The 23,408-nt window shown below is 54.1% G+C and carries 22 protein-coding genes and 1 pseudogene; 8 read left to right on the forward strand and 15 right to left on the reverse strand.

The features are described from left to right. Positions 1-319: 319 nt before the first annotated feature. A complete protein-coding gene (locus MUB23_RS15725; protein ID WP_244801651.1) occupies positions 320-928 on the forward strand; it encodes a TetR/AcrR family transcriptional regulator in 609 nt (202 codons plus the stop codon). A 188-nt stretch (positions 929-1,116) separates the two neighbouring features. On the opposite strand, the gene MUB23_RS15730 is transcribed toward MUB23_RS15725, so the two are convergent. The 3 genes and pseudogenes from MUB23_RS15730 to MUB23_RS20050 all read right to left on the reverse strand — a co-directional run. Further along, positions 1,117-1,917, reverse strand: coding sequence for an energy-coupling factor transporter transmembrane component T family protein (locus MUB23_RS15730; RefSeq protein ID WP_244801653.1), 801 nt, complete (start codon positions 1,915-1,917; stop codon positions 1,117-1,119). A 10-nt stretch (positions 1,918-1,927) separates the two neighbouring features. Then, positions 1,928-2,923, reverse strand: coding sequence for an energy-coupling factor transporter ATPase (locus MUB23_RS20045; RefSeq protein ID WP_334302805.1), 996 nt, complete (start codon positions 2,921-2,923; stop codon positions 1,928-1,930). Further along, positions 2,912-3,736, reverse strand: a pseudogene (locus tag MUB23_RS20050) (energy-coupling factor transporter ATPase); the annotation flags it as partial. The gene MUB23_RS20045 and the pseudogene MUB23_RS20050, both read right to left, overlap by 12 nt. A gap of 188 nt (positions 3,737-3,924) precedes the next feature. On the opposite strand from MUB23_RS20050, the gene MUB23_RS15740 reads away from it, so the two are divergent. Then, complete coding sequence (locus MUB23_RS15740; RefSeq protein ID WP_244801656.1) at positions 3,925-4,791, forward strand: DegV family protein; 867 nt, start codon at positions 3,925-3,927, stop codon at positions 4,789-4,791. Positions 4,792-4,906: 115 nt separating this feature from the next. Here the strand turns inward: MUB23_RS15740 and MUB23_RS15745 are convergent, their stop codons facing one another. The 9 genes from MUB23_RS15745 to MUB23_RS15785 all read right to left on the reverse strand — a co-directional run bounded on the left by MUB23_RS15745 (position 4,907) and on the right by MUB23_RS15785 (position 14,122). Then, complete coding sequence (locus tag MUB23_RS15745; RefSeq protein WP_244801657.1) at positions 4,907-5,125, reverse strand: hypothetical protein; 219 nt, start codon at positions 5,123-5,125, stop codon at positions 4,907-4,909. A gap of 22 nt (positions 5,126-5,147) precedes the next feature. Further along, a complete protein-coding gene (locus tag MUB23_RS15750) occupies positions 5,148-6,332 on the reverse strand; it encodes a cation diffusion facilitator family transporter (protein WP_244801659.1) in 1,185 nt (394 codons plus the stop codon). Next, positions 6,329-7,051, reverse strand: a complete 723-nt coding sequence (locus tag MUB23_RS15755) for an HAD family hydrolase (protein ID WP_244801661.1) — start codon at positions 7,049-7,051, stop codon at positions 6,329-6,331. Before MUB23_RS15755 ends, MUB23_RS15750 begins: the two co-directional genes overlap by 4 nt. After that, positions 7,051-8,784, reverse strand: a complete 1,734-nt coding sequence (locus tag MUB23_RS15760; RefSeq protein ID WP_244801662.1) for a phospho-sugar mutase — start codon at positions 8,782-8,784, stop codon at positions 7,051-7,053. Before MUB23_RS15760 ends, MUB23_RS15755 begins: the two co-directional genes overlap by 1 nt. Before the next feature lie 148 nt (positions 8,785-8,932). Then, positions 8,933-9,907, reverse strand: a complete 975-nt coding sequence (locus MUB23_RS15765) for a phosphotransferase (protein WP_244801664.1) — start codon at positions 9,905-9,907, stop codon at positions 8,933-8,935. A 125-nt stretch (positions 9,908-10,032) separates the two neighbouring features. After that, entirely contained in the window at positions 10,033-11,526 is a 1,494-nt protein-coding gene (malQ, locus tag MUB23_RS15770) for a 4-alpha-glucanotransferase (RefSeq protein WP_244801666.1), read from the reverse strand. A gap of 35 nt (positions 11,527-11,561) precedes the next feature. Then, positions 11,562-12,056: a hypothetical protein gene (locus MUB23_RS15775; RefSeq protein ID WP_244801668.1), complete on the reverse strand. Its 495-nt coding sequence runs from the start codon at positions 12,054-12,056 to the stop codon at positions 11,562-11,564. Then, the gene (locus MUB23_RS15780) at positions 12,040-12,915 is read right to left on the reverse strand and encodes a PucR family transcriptional regulator (RefSeq protein WP_244801670.1); all 876 of its coding nucleotides are present in this window, start codon (positions 12,913-12,915) and stop codon (positions 12,040-12,042) included. The genes MUB23_RS15775 and MUB23_RS15780 overlap by 17 nt, the downstream gene beginning before the upstream one ends. Before the next feature lie 88 nt (positions 12,916-13,003). Then, on the reverse strand, positions 13,004-14,122 hold the full coding sequence (locus MUB23_RS15785) for an ABC transporter ATP-binding protein (protein ID WP_244801671.1): 1,119 nt from the start codon (positions 14,120-14,122) through the stop codon (positions 13,004-13,006). Between the two features lie 181 nt (positions 14,123-14,303). On the opposite strand from MUB23_RS15785, the gene MUB23_RS15790 reads away from it, so the two are divergent. The 4 genes from MUB23_RS15790 (at position 14,304) to MUB23_RS15805 (ending at position 17,700) form a co-directional block, all read left to right on the forward strand. Continuing rightward, positions 14,304-15,632, forward strand: a complete 1,329-nt coding sequence (locus tag MUB23_RS15790) for a CCA tRNA nucleotidyltransferase (protein ID WP_244801673.1) — start codon at positions 14,304-14,306, stop codon at positions 15,630-15,632. A gap of 13 nt (positions 15,633-15,645) precedes the next feature. After that, positions 15,646-16,434: a polysaccharide deacetylase family protein gene (locus MUB23_RS15795; protein WP_244801674.1), complete on the forward strand. Its 789-nt coding sequence runs from the start codon at positions 15,646-15,648 to the stop codon at positions 16,432-16,434. Positions 16,435-16,635: 201 nt separating this feature from the next. Beyond that, a complete protein-coding gene (locus MUB23_RS15800; RefSeq protein ID WP_244801676.1) occupies positions 16,636-17,031 on the forward strand; it encodes a helix-turn-helix domain-containing protein in 396 nt (131 codons plus the stop codon). Between the two features lie 267 nt (positions 17,032-17,298). After that, positions 17,299-17,700 carry a helix-turn-helix domain-containing protein gene (locus tag MUB23_RS15805; protein WP_244801677.1) on the forward strand — a complete coding sequence of 134 codons (402 nt, stop codon included), beginning with the start codon at positions 17,299-17,301 and terminating at the stop codon, positions 17,698-17,700. Between the two features lie 150 nt (positions 17,701-17,850). On the opposite strand, the gene MUB23_RS15810 is transcribed toward MUB23_RS15805, so the two are convergent. From MUB23_RS15810 to MUB23_RS15820, 3 genes are read right to left on the reverse strand one after another with little or no spacing between them, the layout of a single operon-like run. Continuing rightward, entirely contained in the window at positions 17,851-19,761 is a 1,911-nt protein-coding gene (locus tag MUB23_RS15810; RefSeq protein WP_244801678.1) for a carbohydrate-binding domain-containing protein, read from the reverse strand. Positions 19,762-19,774: 13 nt separating this feature from the next. Next, a complete protein-coding gene (locus MUB23_RS15815; protein WP_244801680.1) occupies positions 19,775-20,467 on the reverse strand; it encodes a DUF4956 domain-containing protein in 693 nt (230 codons plus the stop codon). Continuing rightward, positions 20,460-21,179, reverse strand: a complete 720-nt coding sequence (locus MUB23_RS15820; protein WP_244801682.1) for a polyphosphate polymerase domain-containing protein — start codon at positions 21,177-21,179, stop codon at positions 20,460-20,462. The genes MUB23_RS15815 and MUB23_RS15820 overlap by 8 nt, the downstream gene beginning before the upstream one ends. Positions 21,180-21,498: 319 nt before the next feature. Here MUB23_RS15820 and MUB23_RS15825 point away from each other — a divergent pair, with 319 nt between their 5' ends. Continuing rightward, positions 21,499-22,173, forward strand: a complete 675-nt coding sequence (locus tag MUB23_RS15825) for a response regulator transcription factor (protein ID WP_244801684.1) — start codon at positions 21,499-21,501, stop codon at positions 22,171-22,173. Further along, positions 22,170-23,399 carry a sensor histidine kinase gene (locus MUB23_RS15830; RefSeq protein WP_244801686.1) on the forward strand — a complete coding sequence of 410 codons (1,230 nt, stop codon included), beginning with the start codon at positions 22,170-22,172 and terminating at the stop codon, positions 23,397-23,399. Before MUB23_RS15825 ends, MUB23_RS15830 begins: the two co-directional genes overlap by 4 nt. Positions 23,400-23,408: the final 9 nt, after the last annotated feature.

The following is a 23,408-nucleotide window of genomic DNA, read 5'->3' on the forward strand; positions in this document are numbered from 1 at the left end:
CTCTTTTATGACCATTGGTCATTTCCTGGTGAAGTTATACCCCAAAACTGACCATTAGTCAATACTTTTTTATGCAGATTAATACAGATTGATGATTGTGTCGTAAAGACATTAAAATTTTATTAATTCAATATTGACTTCTGGTCATTTTCATTTTATAATAATGCCACGAAATCACAGTTTTCAAGGGGATACAAGCCTTCAAACGGTCAGAAATCAAATATTCTCAAAGCGGAACAGTCCGCTTTGCAAAGATATTTTCTGCGCGGCCCCTTGCGGGAAAGCTGACCGGGCAGGCACACAGGAAAGGAGGGCTGTCATGGGTAAGATTGATACCAACAAAAAGCAAAAGAGAGACTCCCTTCTGGACGCCGCTTTCCGTCTGTTTATGAAAAACGGTTTTTACAAAACTTCGATCGCCGATATCGTGGCCAAAGCCGGAGTGGCAAAGGGAACCTTCTATTTGTATTTCACAGACAAAGACGATATTCGCAATCATCTGATTTCCCATAAGGCCAACCAGGTATTCCGGGCCGCCTACCGGGCGCTCTTAAAGGAAAATATCGAAAGCTTTGAAGATCAGGTCATCTTTATCATCGACCACATCCTAAACCAGTTTTGTGAGGACAAAAGTCTGGTTCTGTTCCTCTCCAAACATCTGAGCTGGGGCTTTTTCAAAAACGCGCTGACCGCCCCCGGCGAGGACGAGGAGCTGACGATCTTCGATATCTACCAGCGGCTGCTGGCCCGCTCCAGCCGTACCTTCCGCGACCCGGAGGTCATGATTTTCATGATATTAGAACTGGTCAGCGGCACAAGCTACCATGCGATCCTCTACAATCAGCCCATGAGTATCGAGGAGTTCAAGCCCTATCTGTATCGGACCGTGCGGAATATTCTGCGGGAAGAAGCGGTTTTGGAGGAATGAATGATCTACGGATGGGACCTTAGAAATAAAAGACATCAAAAAAGACAGGGAACCGTATGTCCGGCATACCATTCCCTGTCTTTCTATTTTTTTCGTTCCGCCGGTTCCGTGAAAAACTGGCCTCCCAGATGCCTGTTTCTAAAAAACGACACAAGCCGCACCAATCCTCTCCTGGGGGTCTGTCCGGGCTAAAAAATCACCTTCAGCGCAATGACCGCCCCCAGGTAGGCCGCCAGGATCAGATAGGCCGCTGCATCCCGCCCGGCATATTTCAGCGGAAACATCTTCGTCCGTCCTTCGCCGCCGTGATAGCAGCGGGCTTCCATCGCCATGGCCAAATCCGTGGCCCGGCGAAATGCTGAGATAAAGAGCGGTACCAGAAGCGGAATCAAAGACTTTGCCCGCTTGATCAGGCTGCCGGACTCAAAATCCGCCCCCCTTGCCATCTGAGCTTTCATGATCTTATCGGCCTCCTCGGTCAAAATCGGGATAAAACGCAGGGCGATGGACATCATCATCGCGATCTCATGGACCGGGACCTTCACCGCCTTTAAAAACCCCAGCCCCCGTTCCAGACCGTCGGTCAAAGAGGTCGGGGTGGTGGTAAACGTCATCAAAGACGACCCCATGATCAAATAGATCAGGCGAATCGCCATATAACCAGCCTGTATCAGCCCTTGTTTCGTAATCTTAAAAATCCAAAATCGGACCAGCACATCGCCGTCGGTCAGGAAGATATTAAAAACCACGCTGAACAGCAGCAGAAAAATAACCGCTTTCAATCCGCGGAAAATAAAACCGATCGGGACCCGTGAAATCTTGATGCAGGCCGCCAAAAAAACGGTCGCCAGGAGGTAACAAGGCCACCCATCCGACACGAACAGGGATATCAGAAAAACCAATGTCCCCATCAGCTTCGTCCGGGGATCCAGCCGGTGAACCGGCGAGGCCACCGGATAATATTGGCCCAATGTAATATCTCTCAACATGTTTCTGTCCTCAATCTCCGGCCGTCCCGGCGTCTTCTTCGCCTTCCGCGCCTGCAAATTCTCTCAAAATCGCACTCTTTGCTTCCTCGACGGTGGTGATATCCCCGCCGAGTGAAAACCCAATCTTTCGCAGTTCCTCCGCCAGGTAGGTCACCTGCGGAGCCGACAGCCCCATGGTCTCCAGATCACGGTAGTGCCGGAATACTTCCTTCGGCGCGCCGTCATAAGCGATCGTTCCCCGATCCAGCACAATCAGACGCTCCGCGTACCGCGCCACGTCCTCCATACTGTGGGAGACCAGCACCACGGCCATCCCCTTTTCCTCATGGAGCTTCTCCACCTGATCCAAGATTTCGTCCCGTCCGCCCGGATCCAGGCCTGCGGTCGGCTCGTCAAGGATCAACACCTCCGGCTCCATGGCCAGAACCCCGGCGATGGCCGCCCGGCGCTTTTGTCCTCCGGAAAGCTCAAATGGAGAGCGGCGGTAAAAACTGGAATCCATCCCAACCAGGCGCAGGGCCTCCTTCGCACGCTCCTCCGCCTGCTCTTTCGAAAGGCCCTGATTTTTCGGGCCAAAGCAGACATCCGTGAACACATCCTCCTCGAACAGCTGATGCTCCGGATACTGAAACACCAATCCAACCTTACCCCGGAGCGCCTTCTTGTCGTATCCATCCCGGTAGATGCTCTCCCCATGAAACAGCACGTCGCCGGAATCCGCTTTTAAGAGTCCGTTCAGATGTTGGATCAGCGTAGATTTTCCCGATCCGGTGTGGCCAATGATGCTGAGGAACTGCCCCTTCGGTACCGCAAAGGAGATCCCCTTTAACACCTTTACTTCCATGGGCGTCCCGGTTCCATACTTGTAAGTCACCTCGCGGAGCTCCAAAACCGGTTCTTTGTCCAGTGAAACAGCTTCTGCCCTCTTATCCCCGGACGCACCGGTATACGAAACGCGGGCGCCGGATTCCCTGGCCTTTTCCAGCTCTTCCACCAGCTCTTTCACCGTCAGGATTCCCGACGCCACAGGAAGACCTCCGGAGGCCAGTAAGGCCCCCAGCTCCGTCACCTGCGGCACATCCAAATGCAGGGCTTTCAGCTCCTTTACGCGGGAGAAAATCTCCCTCGGCGTCCCTTCCATCTGGATTTCCCCGCCGTCCATAACGAAAATCCGGTCCGCCGAAACCGTTTCTTCCATATAATGAGTGATCAAAATCACTGTAATCCCTTCGGCCCGGTTCAGCTCGCGGATGGTCCGGATCACTTCCTTACGCCCATTGGGATCCAGCATGGCGGTAGGCTCGTCCAATACGATACACCGGGGCCGCATGGCCATCACGCCGGCGATGGCGACTCTCTGCTTCTGGCCGCCGGACAGGTGATTGGGGGACGCCTTCCGGTAGGCAGTCATTCCCACGGCCTCCAGGCTTTCCTGCACCCGTTTCCAGATTTCGGCCGACGGAACTCCCATATTTTCCGGCCCGAAACCGACGTCTTCTTCCACCACCGTGGCGATAATCTGATTGTCCGGATTCTGAAAGACCATGCCCGCGGTCTGACGGATATCCCAGAGATTTTCTTCTTTCCGCGTGTCTTTTTCTCCCACCCAGATCACACCGTCGGTCGGAAAAAGCAGCGCGTTCATGTGCTTGGCCAACGTAGATTTCCCGGAACCGTTCCTGCCCAGGATAGCTACAAACTGGCCCTCTTTGATATCCAGGCTGACCCCGTCGATGGCGCGCATGACCTCTTCGATCTGATTTTCTTCATCTCTTCTGGTATATTCAAAGACCAGACGGTCTGTCTTGATGATTCCCATATTGATCTCCCAAATGTCAACTTCGTTCTTCGCTAGAATAACATTTTACTGGATTTCCTGTCAAAATGCAAGTTCCGCCAAAAGTTTTTTCCAGAACCCCTTGTCAAAATAGGATTTTACCCGATATAATAGAGATTAACGTCTTTTTTATCAGATACACTTACACCAGAAAACGCAGAGGAGAAAAAATGAGCAAAGTAGCTATCGTTACGGACAGTAACAGCGGGATTACCCAGTCGCAGGCGCTTGCCTTCGGCATCCGGGTCCTCCCAATGCCGTTTTATATAAATGAAAAAATGTACTATGAGGACATTGACCTGTCCCAGGAACAATTTTATCAGATGCTGGCGTCCGGCGCCAATATCTCCACGTCCCAGCCGGTGGTTGCCAATGTGCTCGACCTGTGGGACGAACTGTTGACCTCCTACGACCAAGTGGTGCATATTCCGATGTCCAGCGGGCTCAGCGGGTCCTGCGAGACCGCCACGGCCCTGGCCGTAGACTATGACGGCCGGGTGGAGGTGGTGAACAATCAAAGAATCTCCGTAACCCAACGGCAGTCCGTGCTGGACGCCCTGAAACTGGCCGGTGAAGGAAAGAGCGCACAGGAGATCAAAAAGATCCTGGAGGATACGAAGTATGACTCCAGCATCTATATCATGGTTAACACATTGGATTATCTGAAAAAAGGCGGGCGGATTACTCCTACCGCCGCTGCCATCGGCACGCTTTTAAAGTTAAAGCCGGTTCTCCAGATTCAGGGAGAAAAGCTGGACGCCTACGCGAAAGCCCGCTCCGTAAAGCAGGCCAAAAGCCTGATGATCAAAGCCATGCAGCATGATTTCGTGGAGCGCTTCGGCTCCGACGAACAAGGGACGGGCATGTATCTTCAGCTGGCCTACACCGGAGACCGTGGGGAGGCCGAACGTTTCTACCAGGAAGTCCGGCAGATTTTCCCGAAACAGGATATCGTCATGGATCCGCTGTCTCTCAGCGTATCCTGCCACATCGGACCCGGCGCGCTGGCCGTAGCATGTACGAAGAAGTTGTGGTAATCTTTTTCCTATGATCTTCCGTAAATAGATTCGAGGCAGCAACCAGCTCCCGGTGAAAAGCGCCGTTCCCGGCTCTTTCGGTAAGCTTCTTGCCGCCTCATTTTTTTCTTCCAAACTACATCATTCTCCAGCAAACATAAGCAATTCCTACCAGAATCAAGACACCCAGCACCCGCATCACGCGGAAGGTTAGACCGTCCGGCTGGACTTCCTTTCCATTTTTTCCGTAGATCGACCGCCAGACAGTCTGGGGCGATATCAGCAGAATCAGCGCAATCAGTGCCAACAGGACGATGCAAACCCACTGGGTCATCGTCAGCGAAGCCGTCAACATATCGTCTCCTCCTCGTATGATTTTATGCGTCCCCTTGAAGGGATATATAAGCCCGGTCTATGTGCACCACCGCATAGTAATTTCCCGGCAGCGCCTCCACCCGGCGCACAATTTCTTCCTCTATCTCTTTTTCCGCGCGCTTGCACTCAGCCGGCAGCACTGCGTCGAAAATCAGATTTGTGTGGGTAGGGCCGCTGACCATCCGGAAATCATGGATGGTCATCCCATCCTCGATCCCGCCGACCAGGTCTGCCACCACCTGCTTCATGGCCACGGTGCGCGCGTCATCCACATCCACCGGGTCCATATGGATCACAGCCTCACAATCCATCTCCTCGCCCAGCCTCCGCTCCATGCGGTCGATCACATCATGGATCTCCACAATACTGCCGGAAGCAGGAACCTCTGCGTGCAGGGACAGCATCCGCCGCCCCGGCCCGTAGTCATGGACCACCAAATCATGGATCCCGATGATCCCATCATAGGACATCACCAGATCGTGGACCGACTGCACAAACTCCGCCGTCGGCGGCTGCCCCAAAAGCGGGTCCACAGTCTCCTTGGCCGCTCCGATGCCGGTCCGAAGAATAAACAGCGCCACCAGCACGCCGCACCAGCCGTCGACCAGCAGGCCGGTCCAATGCCCGATCAGCATGGCCGCCAGCACCACTGCGGTCGAGATGCAGTCGCTGAGGCTGTCCGCCGCCGTAGCCTTCATGGCCGCCGATCCGATCTTCTTTCCCACCGCCCGGTTGTAGCAGGCCATATAAATCTTGACTCCGATGGACGCCGCCAAAATCCCCACTGCCAAGAGGCTGAACTCCACCGGTTCGGGGTGAAAGATCTTTTCCAGCGAGCTTTTCCCAAGCTCCACTCCCATCAAAATGATGGCCAAAGAAACAATCAGCCCCGACAGATATTCCAGCCGTCCATGGCCAAACGGATGCTCCGGATCCGGCTTTTGTCCGGCCAGCTGAAATCCGATCAGCGTGATCACCGAGGAACCGGCGTCGGACAGGTTGTTCATCGCATCGGCCATGATCGCGATCGAGCCGCTGAAGACCCCGGCCAGCAATTTGCCCAAAAACAAGAGCAGATTCAGCCCGATCCCCACGGCCCCGCAGAGCACGCCGTATGCCCGGCGGACGCCGGGCGCATGCAGCTGGTCCCGGTCTCGGATCAGCCATTTCGCAAGCAGCGAGATCATTTTGTTTCCACCTCCGGCAGGCCTTTCGCAAAGGCCATAAAATCTTCAAAACCACCGTGTCTCCATTTTGCCAGATCCCGGTTCTTCCGGTTAATCAGGAAATCTGTGATCAAATAATTGGGGATCCCCAGCGCATCGGTGGATACCATATCGTCGTCCACATCGTTTCCTACCATCATGCAGTCTTCCGGCTTCTTTCCCAGCTTGTCCAAAAGTTCCCGGAAATAATCCGGATACGGTTTACAGCGCCTGCTGTTTTCAAACGTAGTGACATAAGAAAAATCATCCGGGGAAACACCGGCCCATTCCATGCGCTGCCAGGTGGCCGCCTGGGGAAATACAGGATTGGTGGCCAGCACCACCTCATATCCCTTGTTTTTTAACAGATCCACCACGGCGCGGGATTTCCTGCTTTCTTTTACCACGCGGCGAAGGCTCCGGTACTCTTTCTCATAATAATCCAAAAAAACCGGTTCCCGGTCCCGTATTCTTTGATCCGTGCGCTCCGAAAAAGCTTTCCAGAAAACTTCCTCATTGGTATCTTCCGTCTGATTTTTGATCACGGCGAAGGTGGCCTCCGTCAGCGCCCGGCAGAAACCGGCCGGTTCGTAGCCAAAAGGTACGAACCGGCGCGCCAGGCCTTCCATATATAGCCGGATAAATTCATCCTGATCCATCGGGAGCAGCGTCCCGTCCAGATCAAACAAAACCGTATTCATCAGGAAATCGACTCCACCAATTCTTTCAGGGCCTTCTCGATGGCGGCCATCTTCGCATCGGCGTCCTCCATGGAAGTTCCTTTTACTCCATAGTAAATCTTGATCTTCGGCTCGGTGCCGGACGGGCGGACACAGCACCAGCTGTTTTCGTTCAAGTCATAATACAGCACATTCGACTTCGGGAGACCGGTCTCTTTTTTCTCTCCGGTCCGGTTGTCGCAGACGACATCCTGGAGGTAGTCCCTGGACGCCTCCACCGTGTAGGCTCCGATGGTCTTCGGCGGGTTCTTCCGCAGGGTATCCATGATCCTTCCGATCTTTTCCTTGCCGTCCAGGCCCTTCATAGTCAGGGAGAAAATCCCATCCTTGTAGTAGCCCAGCTCCTCATAAAGCGCCACCATGGCGTCCCAGAGGGTCATATTTTTCGTGCGGTAGTAGGCGGCCGCCTCGCAGAGCGCCATGGTGGCCACAATCGCATCCTTATCTCTCGCATACGTACCGATCAGACAGCCGTAGCTCTCCTCAAAGCCAAAGAGGTAGGTGCCCTGGCCGGATTCCTCAAACCGCTTGATCTGCTCCCCGATATATTTAAAGCCGGTCAACACTTCAATCTCCCGCACGCCGTATTTTTCTGCCACGGCGTCGGCCAGATTGGTGGTCACAATGGTCTTCACCAGCGTGCCGCCGGCCGGGAGTCCTTTTTGTTCTTTCCACTGTCCGATTTCATAATCGGCCAGCAGGCAGCCGGACATGTTTCCGGTCAGGCATTTGTACTCTCCGCTTTTTCCATCCTTGACATAAACGCCCAGGCGGTCGGCGTCCGGGTCGGTGGCCAGCACCAGATCCGCATCCTGCCGTTTCGCCAGCGCAAGGGCCAGCGCAAAAGCCTCGGCCGCCTCCGGGTTCGGATAGCTGACCGTCGGGAAATCCCCGTCCGGCAATTCCTGCTCCGGGACTACGGTCACGTTCGGGAAACCGATCTCCTTTAAAATCCGGCGGGCCGGCAGATTTCCGGTGCCGTGGAGCGGCGTATAGACAATTTTCAGATCTTTTCCGACTGCGTCGATGCAGTCCTGCCGTTTGATCTGCTTTTTCAGCTCAACCATGTAGGCATCGTCGATCTCTTTTCCGATGGTCACGAAAAGGCCTGCTTTCTCGGCGGAAGCCCGATCCGTACTCTTTACATTGGCGTAGTCCGTCACGGCCTTGACCTCGGACAGAATGCCGGTGTCATAGGGAGGCGTGATCTGCGCGCCGTCGGCCCAGTAAACTTTATAGCCGTTGTATTCCGGCGGATTATGGCTGGCCGTCACCACGATACCGGCCGTGCAGCCGAGCTTTCTCACGGCAAAGGACAGCTCCGGCGTCGGGCGCAGGCTGTCGAACACATAGGCCTTGATGCCGTTGGCACACAGGCAGAGCGCCGCTTCCTCCGCGAACTCCACGGACATCCGGCGGGAATCATGGGCGATGGCAACGCCTTTCTCCTGGGTCCCTTCCTTTAAAATAAAGTTCGCCAGGCCCTGGGTAGCCTTTCTCACGGTATAGCGGTTCATCCGGTTCATACCGGCGCCGATGATGCCTCTTAAACCCCCGGTTCCAAACTCCAAATCCGCATAGAACCTCTCCTTGATTTCCGTCTCATTGTCCTTTATCTCCCGAAGCTCCTGCTTCGTCTCTTCGTCAAAGTACGGGTTATTCAGCCACTCCTGATAGGCTTCCTGATATCCCATCCGCTTATCCTCCTTGCTTTTTTTACCGGCGTGAATGATGAGATAAAAAAGCCTGCCCTAAAAAGGGCAGGCCGCTCTTATTCACGTTGCCTTTGGAACTATTATAATCGATCTTCCAACCGTTGGCAAGGATATTTGTGGCATCCGCTCAAAGCAGCCCTCCCGCTTCCATGGCGGCAAGGAACTCCTCCTGCTGTTCTTTTTGCTGCTCCAGCAACTGGAGTTTTTCCAAATTTCTGAGAGGAACCCAGCTCTTTTTTCGGTTGTAGTAATAATTCACCTGTTTCCAAAATTTCTCCGGATACCGCAGCCGGATGTCCAGATACCGCCGCTCGCCGGGGGACAGCTCCCGGTTCTTTTGGTAGCCTTCCAGCACAGCCTCCCCCAGTTTCCGGTTCCAGCCATGCTTTTCCATGGCCTTTCTCAAAAACAGATACAGGTCTCCGGCCGGAACATCCCAGCCCATATGCGAAAAATCAATCACAGCCATCTGCGCGCCCTGAACCAAGAGATGATGATGGGTATAATCTCCATGGCACAAAAAAACCTCCGCCGCAGGTTCCGCCTCGGCCCGTGCTGCCGCGTCCATTGCCTGCTCATAATAGCCGTTAAAGCCTCCCAAAATCTGCAATTCCAGATCCGATTTATGGCGCTTCTTCCGGATATAGTTCCTCGTCCGCAGCAGTTCCTTGGTGTGGCGGGACAATTCCTCCCGCCAATCCCCGGCCGCCTCCGCGCCTCTTTCGGTCTCAGCGGAAATTTGGATCAGGCCTTCATGGAGCTTTGCCAGCACCTCCGCGCCCTTGACGATCTCCCCTGCGTCCGCCATGTCGCACTCCCGCCCGGCGGGCCAGCGCTTCACCGCAAAGGTCCGCTTGTCGCTGCTTTCGGTGACCAGGTTCCCCTCTTTATTTTCCACATAGCTGTCCACCGGAATTCCGGTCAGCTCAGTCAGCTTTTCCAAAATCTCATTTTCAAAGCGGAGGCGCTTCTCGGTGCTTCCCGTCTCTCTCAGATAACGGAGGCCTTCCTTCGTCTCGCAAAGAAAGGCCCCGCGAACCCGACTGATTTTTCCAATCTCAAAGGGATACTGTTCCCATAATTCCATTTCTCGTTCGCTCATACGTTAACCTCCCCCGGCCCTCAAACTGTGCCATTTCATTGTATGAGCAAAAGAAAACTTTTATGTGCACCGGAGGCGATGTCTCTTTTTACCGGGGAAGGCGCGGAAAATCCGGCGGGGCAGAATTACCGGCCGTACAGGCCGGTATAAACCCGGACCGTCTCAAAGACTTCCGGGGAAGCCTGCTCCGGCAGAAGACGCCACCTCCAGTTCTCCCCCATATGTCCGGGGAAGTTCATCCGAGCCTCATTTCCCAGGCCCAAAATATCCTGCATCTGTAAAACCGCCGCATCCGCCACGCTGGCGTAGGCGGCCCGCACCATCGCCTTCCTCAGCGCTTCCCGGTCCGATACGCCGAAATAGTTGTAAGCGTAGGCAAGATCCCAATCCTGCCTCCCTTCCAGGTATCCCTTCATGGTCTCATTGTCATGGGTACCGCCGTAGACGACGCAGTTCGGGACATAATTGTGCGGCGCATGTTCATTGTCCGCTCCGCCGTCAAAGCCAAATTCCAGCACCTTCATATTAGGATAGCCGCTGATCGTTAAAAGTGCTTTTACCTCCGGCAGGAATACGCCAAGGTCCTCGGCCACGATTTTCGCCTCCCCTGCCTCCTCTTCCAAAACGTCCAGCAGTTTTTTTCCGGGTCCCGGAAAATAGGAGCCGGACCGGGCGTCTTTCGCCCCGGCAGGCACCGCATAATAGCGGGCGATTCCGATGAAATGGTCGATCCGGATCACGTCAAAAAGCTGCGCCGACGCCCGCATCCTCCTCCGCCACCAAGAAAAACCGTCCCGCTCCATCCATTCCCAGTCATAGAGCGGATTTCCCCAAAGCTGCCCCAGCTCCGTAAAAGCGTCCGGCGGAACCCCGGCCACTGCTTTCGGCCGCCTCGCTTCATCCAGCAAAAACTGCTCCGGATGAGCCCAGACATCCGCACTGTCCATCGCAGCATAGATGGGCACATCCCCGATCAGGGAAATCCCCTTCTCCTTCAAGTAGATCCGAAATTTCTCCCACTGCCGGAAAAAGCAGAATTGGCAAAACTCCTGAAATTGGATTTCTTCCGCCAAGCGCTCCGAAGCCTCCCTCAGCGCTTCCGTCCTGCGCAGGCGGAGCGCCTCCGGCCATTCGCTCCAGGGAGCGCCTTTTAAAGCATTTTTACAGGCCATAAACAGGCAGTAATCGGAAAGCCATTCCCGGTGCTTCCGCCGGAACTCCTCTCTCTCACGCAAGACTTCGCCTTCCGGGTGAAACCGTGAAAAAGCCAGGCGCAGGACCGCAAAACGATTCTCATACAGCAGGCCGTAATCCACGGCTTCCGGCCTCTCCCCAAAGTTCCTCGAATTCACCTCCACCTCTGTCAGCAGCCCTTCTTCGATCAAAGTGTCGAGGTCGATCAGATAGGGATTTCCCGCAAAGGCAGAGAAGGACTGGTACGGGCTGTCCCCATAGCCGGTAGGCCCCACCGGCAGCACCTGCCAGTATTTCTGTCCGGCCGCCTTCAGCAGATCCGCGAACTTCCGAGCTTCTTTGCCAAGGGTTCCGATCCCGTAGGGGGACGGCAGGGAAAAAATAGGGAGCAGGACTCCTGCTCCACGTGTTAAACGATGGCTCATCCTTGGGCCTCCTTTTCATTCATATCAACCGGACCTCACCGGGTCACGGTCCCGGAGGGAAGCATCCGCTCCAGCAAGGACAGCAGTCTATCGTCCGGAGTAATCCGGATTTCCGTCACATCCTGATCCTTGCAGACAATAGAGTAGGTCTCCTTCTGCGGGTCATGGGAAGAAAAGTCCAGAACCTTGCAGCCTTCCTTGCGGACGCCGCCAAGCCGGGGCGAGTCTGAGGGCGCCACCATGGCAAAACGCAGGACCGGATAGGTCGCTTTATGCTTCCGGCGGGACTTTTGATAAATGCAGTCCACGCTGAATTCTTCCTCTATTAATAAATATTCGTATTCCACCTCGGTAGTACGAAACAAAAACCAGGCTCCGGCGCCGAGAGCCACCGCCAAAAGCAGCAGCCAGGGCGTTATTCGAAAGCCTCCGATCAGACACAGGACGCAGAGAGCAGCGGTCAGGAAATTCAGGCCTTTCCGCCAGGGCGCCGTTCTTTGCTTCACCAGGTATTCACAGTATTGATCCATCCGATTTCTCCTTTCCGACTTGGGCGATCATCATCGCCAGAGAGTAGGCGGCGGCGTCCTCAAAGCGGCGCAGATCCCAGCCGGTCAATTTTTTAATCTTATCCAAACGGTAAGTCAGCGTATTCCGATGGATGTAAAGCTGACGAGCTGTCTCCGCCCCGTTCAGGCGGTTTTCCAGAAGGGCCGCGGCGGTCCGGACCAGCTCTTCCTCCAATCCGTCCCCGGCAAAAACCGGCGGCATTTGTTTCAAAAACTCCCGGCAAAAGTCCGGCGGCAGCTGGACGACAAAAGCGGCCAATTCCAGTTCAGAATACGGGAGAATCCGGCGTTCCCGGTAAAAAATCCGGCCCGCCGAGAGAGCCAGCCTCGCCTTCCGGCAGGCGTCCGGCAGTTCTTCCCAACAGGAAAACCCGCTCCCGTAGGCCACCCGGACGTTCACGCCCGCTTCCCCCTCCGACACCGCCAAAAAACCTTCGGCCATCTCCCGGAATTCCTCCGGATCCAGCTCGTCCATCCGGGGAGCGGCCGCCAAAATCCCCGGCTCCGCCTCGATCAGAAAGTGTTTCTCATCCTCCCCGAAAAGACCGGCCACCACGTCCTTGACCCCGGACAGATCTTGTTTTTCCGTTTCCAGAAGAAACAGGCAGCGGTTTCCCGTTGCCTCCTCTCCGAGCATTTCGGCCCTGCGGCGCAGCTCCTTTGATGAAATTTGTTCCGTCACAGCGGCGCGCAGCAGCACCGCCGCGGGAGCACAGGTGGAGGCGACCACCCGGCCGTCCTCCCCCTTGAGAAAGACATCCTGCCCACACTCCCGTTTATATTCTTCCAGCAGCTCCAAAAGCCTGCGATGATCCGGCATAACCGATCCTCCTTTGGTCTGATTATACACCAGCCTCCGGAACTTTTCTACCCCCACCTGTTCCCTTTCCTCAAAGGAACGGCTGATTTTACGCCTTTTTCTCCACTGCCAGCTCGGTTTCCTTGTCAAAGAAATGCACATGCTCCAAATCCAAGGCAAACTTCATCTCCGTCCCGGTCCTGGCGTAGGTGTTGGGCCGCACCCTGGCGGTAAAGCTGGTATCGCCTTCGTCAAAGTACAGGAATACTTCTGCGCCCAGCAGTTCGTAGACACGGATTTTCGCGGGAATCACCCACTCCGGATGTTCGCTCAGCCAGCTGTCGTCGTCGTGAAGATCCTCCGGACGGATGCCAAGGGTCACAGCCTTGCCGATATAGCCTCCCTGCTCCATGGTCTTCGCCCAATCCTCCGGAAGCGTAACCTGATTTCCGGCGAAAGCAGCGACCACCTTGCCGCCCTCTTTTTTAATCTCTGCGTCAATCATATTCATCTGCGGGGAACCGATGAAGCCGGCCACAAACTTATTGGCAGGATGATTGTACAGATTTAAAGGCGTGTCAACCTGCTGTACGATTCCTTCCTTCATCACGACGATCCGGGTGCCAAGGGTCATGGCCTCGGTCTGGTCGTGGGTTACGTAGATGATCGTGGTCCCCAGTTCCTGGTGCAGCTTAGAGATCTCAATCCGCATCTGCACACGCAGCTTGGCGTCCAGGTTGGAAAGCGGCTCATCCATCAGGAATACCTTGGGATTCCGGACGATGGCGCGTCCCATGGCCACACGCTGGCGCTGGCCGCCGGAAAGCGCTTTGGGCTTCCGGTCCAGCAGATGCTCGATATCCAGAATCTTCGCCGCGTTGTGAACCTTCCGGTCGATTTCGTCCTTCGGCAGCTTCCGCAGCTTTAACCCAAACGCCATGTTGTCGTAGACAGTCATATGGGGATACAGGGCGTAGCTCTGAAAGACCATGGCGATATCCCGGTCTTTTGGCTCCACATCGTTCACCTTTTTTTCTCCGATGAAAAGGTCGCCGGAGCTGATCTCCTCCAGACCGGCAATCATACGCAGCGTCGTGGATTTTCCGCATCCGGACGGTCCGACAAAAATGATAAACTCTTTGTCTTCGATCTCCAGATTAAAATCCTTTACCGCTTCAAAACCATTGTCGTATTTTTTATAAATGTGCTGCAACGATAAGCTTGCCATGAATCTTCCTCCCGGTATTTTGATATTTCCTTTATCATACCTTTTTGTCCTCTGAAAATCCATTGACAGATGCCACAAAAATCCGGTTCCTATTTTGTGCGCACTTGCAATCCTGAATGGATATGTTAAAATAAGAGCAATGGAAAATGTAAATCAGCGATTCAAAAATCAAGGAGAACACATGGTTTTGTCTCTTCCGGAGCACGTTTCTGAAATCCTTCATACTCTGACAAAAGCCGGCCACGAGGCGTACGCCGTGGGCGGCTGCGTCCGCGACGCTCTTTTAGGCCGGACCCCGGAGGACTGGGATATCACCACCTCTGCCCGGCCGGAGGAGGTCAAAGCCCTGTTCCGCCGCACCATCGACACGGGGATCCAGCACGGCACCGTCACGGTCATGCTGGGAAAAGAGGGTTTTGAGGTCACCACCTACCGGATCGATGGGGAGTACGAGGACGGGCGCCACCCGAAAGAGGTTCTGTTTACTCCCAGCCTCAGGGAAGATTTAAAGCGCCGGGACTTTACGATCAATGCCATGGCTTACCACCCGGATCAAGGGCTGGTGGACCTGTTCGGAGGGGCCGGCGACCTGGAAGCCAAAGTGATCCGCGCCGTCGGGGTGCCCAAGGAGCGTTTTCAAGAAGATGCCCTGCGCATCCTCCGGGCCATCCGTTTTGCAGCCCAGCTTGGCTTTTCCATCGAAGAACATACGCTGCAGGCGATCTCCTCCTTTGCCGCACGGCTGGAACTGGTCAGCCGGGAGCGGATCCAGGTGGAGCTGACCAAATTGCTGAAATCGGATCATCCGGGACAGTTTCGCCTGGTCTATGAGACGGGCATCACCAAAATCCTGTTCCCCCGTTTTGACGAGATGATGGCTCTCCCCCAGAACAATCCTTATCACTGCTATTCCGTCGGGGAGCACACGCTGAAAATGATGGAGTGCATTGAGCCGGATCCCATCCTTCGCTGGTGCGCCCTGCTCCACGACACCGGAAAAACCACCACCTATTCTACCGGCGGGGACGGAATCGACCACTTTTACGGCCACGGGATGGCCAGCGCCGCCTTTGCCAGAGAATTTCTCCGGGACCTTCGCTTTGACAATGATACCATTGAGTCGGTTTTTCTCTTGACCAAGTACCACGATTACTCGTTCGACATGACAAAACACAACCTGCGCCGGGCCATGTATAAGGTGGGGAACGAACGCTTTCCCCTTCTCCTGAAGCTGGTCCGGGCCGACACCCTGGCAAAAAGCGCCTACGCCCAGGAAAAGCTCTTGCCGATAATCGACCGGCTGGAAGAAATGTACGCGGAAATTCTGGCCGCGGCCGACTGCACGGATTTGAAGCATCTGGCGGTAAACGGCCGGGATCTGATCGCCGCTGGCATGAAACCCGGACCTTTGATGGGCGAGACACTAAATCGCCTGTTGATGCTGGTCCTGGAGCATCCGGAATACAACACCAAAGAAACCTTGCTTTCTTACTGGAAGGAATCCTTATAGGAAAGGAGTACGAATGAAAAAATGGAACCGTTTGCTTGCTGTTTTCTGCGCCCTCTGCCTGATGATCCCCACCGGGGCCGCCTTCGCTGAGGGCAAAAACTTTTTGGTTGAGCTGCCGGAACAGCTAGAGTCCCTGTTCGAAACCGTCACCGACCTATGCGAGACTTACGGAAACGCCCCCCAGTCCCGCGTCATCGACCCGGACAAGCCAATGGTGGCCCTGACGTTTGACGACGGGCCGTCCCAGTATACGAAACGGATTTTAGACTGTCTCGAAGAATACGACGCCAGAGCAACTTTTTTCGTCGTCGGTGAGCGGGTCAGGGAATACTCGGACATATTAAAACGCACTTATGAGATGGGAAATGAAATCGGAAATCATACCTATAACCACAAGGTTTTAACTAAGATCGACAATGATGCGATCGCCTCGCAGCTCGGCAAAACCAATGATGCCATTGAGGAGGTCCTGGGCGCCGCCCCTGCCCTGATGAGACCGCCCGGCGGCGGCTACAGCGACCGGGTGAAGGCAGCTGTGGATTTCCCTCTGATCCTCTGGTCCATCGATACCCTGGACTGGAAGACCCAAAATGCGGACTCCACGGTCAAAGCCGTTTTCAAGGATGTCAAGGACGGCGACATCATTTTGATGCACGACCTCTACAAAGCTTCCGCCTCGGCGGCTGAGCGGATCATCCCGCGGCTGATCGAAGAAGGCTACCAGCTGGTCACGGTCAGCGAGCTGGCCCAATACCGGGGCGGCATGGAAAACGGAAAGATTTACGGTAAGTTCCGGCCTTGATGCACGGCGCGAACTCCCCTCTTGCAGAATCCTTTTGGGATGGCTGGCGGGGAGTTCGTTTTATTTTTTTGCCTTTTTTCGATTCAATTTGTTACACAATCAGTTTGTATTCCCGTTTTTTGTCACACTTCGTTGCATCGTTAGCAAATCAGATTTCTAACAGGTATAATCATGATATCTTTCATTCAAAGGAGTATCCACTTGCTGTTAGAACGGTTAAAGACTCTCCGCCGGAAGGTAAATCTGAGCCAGCAGGATCTGGCGCGGGACATCCATATCTCCCGCGAAGCTTACTCGATGTACGAAAATGGCCACCGGCAGCCTCCTTATGAAACCTTGGTCAGCCTGGCGCAATATTACAAAGTCAGTGTAGATTATCTGCTCGGGCTTACCGACCAGCCGTCGCCCGCTCTTACTTTGACCGAAGAAGAATTTAAACTGCTGAGCGAATTCCGCGCTTTAGACAAACGGGGAAAAGACGCTACTCTTGCGGTTCTCCATTTTGAGTACCATCATTATCTGGTACAGAAAAAGGCGGCTCAGGCCAAAAAGAAAACGGTCAAAAAAGAAGATCCCGACATTCTGAACAGTCTGTAAGATTCCGCCCTGATCCGGGAGGTTCTTTCCGGCGTCAAATTATTTTTTCTGCTTTCTCTCGGCGGCAGGCTCCGGCCGGCCCGGAAATTCCCACGTTTTCCGCAAGTTTTCAAATGTAAACAAATCCCGCTTTCTTTTGCACTTTTGCATCATTTTGTTGCATTAGCATGGATTTCAAGTCACTGTTGTAACGTTACGTTTCATAATTGGTAAAAATCTCACTCTACAGGTATAATTGGCATATCTCGACGTAAAAGGAGAATTTCTTTGCTTTTAGAACGATTAAAGGCGCTGCGCGAAAAGGCGAAGGTGAAGCAAGAAGATTTAGCCAACAGCATTCACACCAGCCGCGGAACCTATTCCATGTATGAAAACGGACGCCGCCAGCCCCCCTATGAAGTCTTGGTCAATCTTGCCGATTATTATAATGTCAGCGTTGATTATCTGTTGGGTTTGACGGATTTTCCCGACGCGCCTCCTCAAATCACCGAGGAGGAATATAAGCTGTTAAAAAAATTCCGCAAGCTGGATAAGCGGGGCCAGCAAGTTGCCTTTGCCGTCATTGACGCAGAATTCCGCCATATGCCCCAGAAAAAAGCGGCCGGATCCGAGAAGGCTGCTGTGGGAAAAAAGGACGAGACACCGGGCGCTCCGAATGCGCCGCAGTAATCCGCCGCATTCTGTTTGAATTGGAATCCGGCGTAAAGGAATACATACCGAAAAAGGATCTCCCCAGCAAAACGAGGGCTGTGACCTTTGGGAAGTAATACTCCCTCTGGCCGCAGCCCTCATTTTCTAAAAAACAAAACGCGTCAAACGCTATCGGAACGTACCATCCATGGGCATTCGGTCTCCCCGTTCTCCTCCATCTCCGCGGCCTGCGCCGCCTCCGCCTCCCATTCCCATTCCGCCACCGGAGCCGTAGATCAGACTGTCCATTGTGATCTGATTCTCCGAAGTTCCCGCCGTCAAGGTATAGGAAGCACCCTCGGTGATTTCCGGACAGCTGACGGCAACCGAGTCAAAAGACTTTGCCGCCTGAAAGGTGATCAGTTCCTGTCCGCTCTCATCCGTCAGAGTGACAGTGCTTCCCGCTTCCTGGGAACCAACAGAGACCAGTATGGAACCCTGCGTAGAGGAGGAACCAAAATTCTGAGCCATCTGAGAGGAGCCCACCGCTACGACAACCCCGCCTGTGATCGTTCCCACGCCGTCATAGTCAAGCGCCCCGTCACCGCCTCCGGTCGGCCCGTCCACATAGACCGCGCCGCCGGAAACCGTCAGGCTGCCGTTGGAATCAATCCCATCTCCGGATGCGTTGATGAACAGTGTTCCCCCGGAAATATGAATCGACGCATTGGATCCGGAGGCAAAATTATCGTCCCCCCGGCGGCCTCCGAAACCGCTCTGATCATTCCCGCCTGCCGCATTCAGCCCATCGTCACTGGCGGTCAGCCGGATTTCTCCGCCGGTGATTTCAATGCTTTGTCCTTCGATTCCTTCATAACTTTCCGTGATTTCAATCGTGCCGCCCGCAATCACCAGGCCAGCGTCGGCGTGGAATCCGTCGTCCCCGGTGGAAATCGTAAAGGTCCCTTCGTTTACGGTAAGGTTCCCATTGGTGTGACAGGCATCGTCGGCCGAATCAATGGTGAAATTCCCGCCATTTATCAGCAAATCCCCGTCCGCCTTGAGCCCTTTTGTGCTCACGGTGTCCTCCGAGGCAGAGGCGGTTTCCGTTTCCTTCACTGGGAAGCGCCCCGGCTGCTGCCCACTGCTCTGGGACTGCTCTGCATTGGCGCTGCCCCCTCCGGACTGAATCTGAAATTCTCCGTTTTCGATCTGCAGGATACTGCCTGCGCTGATGCCGTCCCCCTCCGAAGAAATCACAAAGGTCCCGTCCGAAAGATAGGCAAAACCTAGGGAGGCGTCGTCCGCATTCTCGGCATGGATCCCATCTTTCCCAGAAGCAATGTTGAAACTTCCTCCGGCGATCCGCACGCTGTCTTTTCCGGACAGGCCATGGCTTAAGGCGGTGATCTGATAGGTTCCGCTGGTGATCACCAGGTCATCCTTGGAAACGATGCCGTGTCCGGCCGCCGCCTGGATGTTCAGGGATCCCGAACCGTTTAATGTCAGATCCTCTTTGGAAAAGACCGCCGCATCGATATTGTTTTCATCAATCGCTGTGTAGGAGCCGCCGTTTGACAGCGTATTCTCCGATCCGGGAGCCAGGGTGACAAATACTTTGTCCGCCTGACGGATATAAAGGGCCGCCGAGCTCTCGCTTTTAATGGAAACGCCGTCCAGAACCAATTGGAGCTTATCCGTGTCTTCGGCGTCCACGATCACCATTCCGTTCAGCGTGCCGGTCAGAATAAAAGTCCCTTCGTCCTGAATCGTGATGGTGCCGCCGGATATTTCTACGGCCTCGGAGTCACATTGGGCCGTGTCCCCGCCAAGCTGGATGCGGACGCTGGCATCCTCATCATAGCCGATCTCCTTATCCCGGTCGGTAAACATCTCCGACTGGCTGAGCTCCGCCGGGGAAGACGGTGTTTCCGCTTCCGTCTGTGTGTCTGATGCGCCGGGCTCTGCGGCGGCCGTCTGACCGGAAGAAGACACGGCCGTATCCTGGGAAGAATGAGAGGTCTCCCCACTCTGAGCGCTGCACGCGGAGAAGAACAGCGACGCGGCGAGCATCAGGGAAAGCAGTTTCATTTTTGTCATGTCCCGTCCTCCTTTACAGTTCCGACGCCCCGGACTCTTGCCGGGAAACCGAAATTTCCAGATTTCCGTTCCGGCAGCGAAGCTGGTCGATCATCTCCTTTTCCTGATCTGCCTGACGCATGGTCAGATGGTAGGTCAGACGGAACATGCTCCCCATATTCGTTGTCTTCACCTGGATCAGCTCCCAGACTGCGGCATATTTCTGAAAGATCTCGTCAAATACATCGGTATAATTCAGATCTTCCGGGATCGTAATGTGGAGGGTTTTGTACCGCTCCGCTTTTTTTAAGCCGAAGTCCAAACGGCTGTAGACCATACTGGCAGCGCTCAAAATCAGCGCAAACAAGAAGGCAAATCCCAGATACCCCATCCCGGCGATCAATCCCGCTCCCATGGCTAAAAACAGCACGCCGATTTCTTTGGCGGTTCCCGGCACAGAGCGGAACCGCACCAGGCTGAAAGCCCCGGCCACCGCGACCCCGGTTCCCACATTTCCGTTCACCATCATGATCACCACGCAGACCACCGCGGGAAGAAGCGCCAGTGTGGCGACAAAACTTTTGGTGTAGCGGGTCCGGTACATGTACATGGCGGCCAGAATCAATCCGATCACCAGAGAACACCCGACACAGAGAAGGAAATCAGCCACCGAAATCACACTGGCTGTTTCCGCATCAAAAATCCCGCGGAACATGGATTCAAGCATACAAGAGCCCTCCTTCCTGCCCCTGGCAGATCATTCTTTGGTAGGCGCTCCCATATTTCGAGTAAGAGGTCCGGAAGATTTGTTCCTGTGAGAGAACCTGGGTCATCCACAGCGGAATGCTTCCCACGGTTTTGATCTCCATCAGCGTCTGCCCTTCCTCCAGCAGCGGGGTTCCCCAAACCTCCGTTCCGAGGGAAAGGGCCTCCCGCCGGTAAAGAATGTTTTCATCAAAGGTCACCCGGAAATCACCTCCGGCCAGATTGTAAAAAGCTTCCCGCTCATAGGCTAAGAAGACCTGCGGCCTTAGATCCTGATAAAATTCACAGAAATATTGGATTTCCCCCGCTATCTGAGAGGAAACCGGCAGCGCCCCGCCCTTCCGGAGGCACTCCATGGCCTGGCGCTCCGGCAGGGACAGCCTCCTCTTATATACCACGGAACGGTATTTTTTCTTTAACTCCACAAAGACCGGGACATCCGGCCGCGTCTGCCGGTAACTGCGGACCCGCAGCTTCTCTTTGTATATGGGTTTTTCCATGGACCGGCGCACCAGCCGGAAGTTGTCCGTGTCAAAATAGAGATTGCGGATCGTCGTCCTCCCATACCCATCCAGGGCCATATACGGCTCCATCGCCCGAAGCAAAGCCTCTTTCTGCCGCTGATCCAGCAAGTATTTCAATTCTTTTCGTTTAAAAATCATCTGATTTCCCATTGATTTTATCCTCCTTGGTAAAATCATTGTAAAGTGCAAAACCTAACTCAACTTAAAATCCGAAAAAAAAGTTAAAATTGTTTGGAGGAATTGGTCCGCAGCTTGTTTTGGCTTTACGGTTCTTCTTATGGAATCGCGGAGGCGGGGAAGAAAAAGATGATTTTGCGCTGCTGCAATGTTATAATAAGAAGGGGAATCGATAGAAGATTCCGGATTTTTAATTATAATTAATGTCCGGAGGCTATTCTATTAAGGAAGACCTGCTGTTACAGCAAAGTTCGGACACGGCAGGCTGGACGGTTTTATAGGGAGGATTTTCATGAGATTATTGCTCGCAGAGGATGAGAGGTCTCTCTCAAAAGCGATTATCACGATTCTGGAAAAAAACAATTACTCGGCCGACGCGGTATACGACGGGGAAGAGGCTCTGGAATATTTAAAAACCGGCAACTACGACGGGTTAATTTTGGATATCATGATGCCGAAACGGGACGGCATGGAAGTGTTAAAGGCACTGAGGAATAAAGGCGACCGGATCCCGGTGCTGATCCTGTCGGCAAAATCCGAAATCGACGACAAGGTCCTCGGCCTGGACTGCGGCGCCAATGATTACCTGACCAAGCCGTTTTCCAGCCGGGAACTCCTGGCCCGCATCCGCGCCATGACAAGAACCCAGACGGACCAGCCCAGCTCGAAACTGCAATTCGGCAACATTACGCTGGACCGCGCTACGTTTGAGCTCTCCTCCCCGGCCGGAAGCTTCCGCCTGGCCAATAAAGAATTTCAGATGCTGGAACTTTTGATGTGCAATCCCCGGAATCTGATCTCCACCGAACGGCTGATGGAGCGAATCTGGGGCTACGACAGCGAAGCGGAGATCAATGTGGTCTGGGTCTATGTTTCTTATCTGAGAAAAAAGCTGACTGCGCTCCACGCAGATATTCAAATCAAAGCCAAGCGAAACGCAGGGTATTCCCTGGAGGAAATCAAATGATAAAGAAACTGCGGATCAAGTTTATCGCCCTGTCCATGTTTTCCCTCCTCCTGGTGCTCTTCATCATCATGGGGTCGATCAACATTTTAAATTACCAGGATATTGTAAAAGACGCCGACAGCGTCCTTTCCATATTGAAATCGAACAATGGGGCATTTCCCAAAATGGAGGAGCCTCGCGGGAAGCATGACTCGCCGAAACCTCTGTCTCCGGAAACGCCCTATGAGTCCCGGTTCTTTTCCGTACTGATGTCCCGTGAGGGAGAAGTGATCTCTGTGGACACGGGAAAAATCGCAGCTGTTGACACCGCCACCGCCATGGAGTACGCCGAAAGTCTCTGGGAGCGGCAGGAAAATCAGGGGTTTATCGGGGATTACCGCTATACGTTTCAAGAGACGGACGAGGGAACCCGGATCATTTTCCTGGACTGCGGCAGGACGCTTTCCACCTTCCGCTCGTTCCTGTTCACGAGCTGCGGCATCTCCCTGCTTGGACTGCTGGCCGTCTTCACCCTGCTGGCCATGCTCTCCGGCCGGATCATTAAGCCCTTCTCGGAAAGCTATGAGAAACAGAAACGATTCATCACCGACGCCGGTCATGAGCTGAAAACCCCGCTGACCATCATTGACGCGGATGCGGATGTTTTGTCCATGGAGTTTGGAGAAAACGAGTGGATTCAGGATATACAAAGCCAAACGAAGCGGCTGGCTTCGCTGACCAACGATCTGATTCTCCTCGCCCGGATGGATGAGGGAACGAAACAAGTCCAAAAGATTGACTTTCCCTTTTCGGATCTGGCCTCGGAGATGGTCCAATCCTTCCAGGCCCTGGCCCTCCAGCAGAACAAAACCTTTTCCAGCCGCATTCAGCCCATGCTGTCTTTGTGCGGGGACGAGAAAAGCCTCCGCCAGCTTCTCTCCATCCTTCTGGACAATGCGCTGAAATACTCCGATCCGGAAGGAGCCATCTCCCTTTCCCTGGAAAAATCGGGGAAATCCATCCGGCTTACGGTCTTTAACACAGTGGAAAATATTTCCCCGGAAAGTCTGCCGCATTTGTTTGAGCGCTTTTACCGCGCGGACCCGTCCCGGAATTCCCAGACCGGCGGCTACGGGATCGGCCTTTCCATTGCAAAAGCAATCGTTACCTCCCATAAAGGAAAGATTACCGCTTCCTCCCCGGACGGCCGTTCCCTCCAGGTTGTTGTGGTGCTGCCGGAAAAGTAAGTTTTTCCC

This window comes from Cuneatibacter sp. NSJ-177 (assembly GCF_022867805.1).
In the GTDB taxonomy this organism is placed as follows: domain Bacteria; phylum Bacillota; class Clostridia; order Lachnospirales; family Lachnospiraceae; genus Pseudolachnospira.

What these genes read in the sequence shown, in the direction of transcription:
- MUB23_RS15725 (WP_244801651.1), top strand. Translation starts at nt 320, where the DNA reads ATGGGTAAGATTGATACCAACAAAAAGCAAAAGAGAGACTCCCTTCTG.
- MUB23_RS15730 (WP_244801653.1), bottom strand. Translation starts at nt 1,917, where the DNA reads ATGTTGAGAGATATTACATTGGGCCAATATTATCCGGTGGCCTCGCCG.
- MUB23_RS15740 (WP_244801656.1), top strand. Translation starts at nt 3,925, where the DNA reads ATGAGCAAAGTAGCTATCGTTACGGACAGTAACAGCGGGATTACCCAG.
- MUB23_RS15745 (WP_244801657.1), bottom strand. Translation starts at nt 5,125, where the DNA reads ATGTTGACGGCTTCGCTGACGATGACCCAGTGGGTTTGCATCGTCCTG.
- MUB23_RS15750 (WP_244801659.1), bottom strand. Translation starts at nt 6,332, where the DNA reads ATGATCTCGCTGCTTGCGAAATGGCTGATCCGAGACCGGGACCAGCTG.
- MUB23_RS15755 (WP_244801661.1), bottom strand. Translation starts at nt 7,051, where the DNA reads ATGAATACGGTTTTGTTTGATCTGGACGGGACGCTGCTCCCGATGGAT.
- MUB23_RS15760 (WP_244801662.1), bottom strand. Translation starts at nt 8,784, where the DNA reads ATGGGATATCAGGAAGCCTATCAGGAGTGGCTGAATAACCCGTACTTT.
- MUB23_RS15765 (WP_244801664.1), bottom strand. Translation starts at nt 9,907, where the DNA reads ATGAGCGAACGAGAAATGGAATTATGGGAACAGTATCCCTTTGAGATT.
- malQ (WP_244801666.1), bottom strand. Translation starts at nt 11,526, where the DNA reads ATGAGCCATCGTTTAACACGTGGAGCAGGAGTCCTGCTCCCTATTTTT.
- MUB23_RS15775 (WP_244801668.1), bottom strand. Translation starts at nt 12,056, where the DNA reads ATGGATCAATACTGTGAATACCTGGTGAAGCAAAGAACGGCGCCCTGG.
- MUB23_RS15780 (WP_244801670.1), bottom strand. Translation starts at nt 12,915, where the DNA reads ATGCCGGATCATCGCAGGCTTTTGGAGCTGCTGGAAGAATATAAACGG.
- MUB23_RS15785 (WP_244801671.1), bottom strand. Translation starts at nt 14,122, where the DNA reads ATGGCAAGCTTATCGTTGCAGCACATTTATAAAAAATACGACAATGGT.
- MUB23_RS15790 (WP_244801673.1), top strand. Translation starts at nt 14,304, where the DNA reads ATGGTTTTGTCTCTTCCGGAGCACGTTTCTGAAATCCTTCATACTCTG.
- MUB23_RS15795 (WP_244801674.1), top strand. Translation starts at nt 15,646, where the DNA reads ATGAAAAAATGGAACCGTTTGCTTGCTGTTTTCTGCGCCCTCTGCCTG.
- MUB23_RS15810 (WP_244801678.1), bottom strand. Translation starts at nt 19,761, where the DNA reads ATGACAAAAATGAAACTGCTTTCCCTGATGCTCGCCGCGTCGCTGTTC.
- MUB23_RS15815 (WP_244801680.1), bottom strand. Translation starts at nt 20,467, where the DNA reads ATGCTTGAATCCATGTTCCGCGGGATTTTTGATGCGGAAACAGCCAGT.
- MUB23_RS15820 (WP_244801682.1), bottom strand. Translation starts at nt 21,179, where the DNA reads ATGGGAAATCAGATGATTTTTAAACGAAAAGAATTGAAATACTTGCTG.
- MUB23_RS15825 (WP_244801684.1), top strand. Translation starts at nt 21,499, where the DNA reads ATGAGATTATTGCTCGCAGAGGATGAGAGGTCTCTCTCAAAAGCGATT.
- MUB23_RS15830 (WP_244801686.1), top strand. Translation starts at nt 22,170, where the DNA reads ATGATAAAGAAACTGCGGATCAAGTTTATCGCCCTGTCCATGTTTTCC.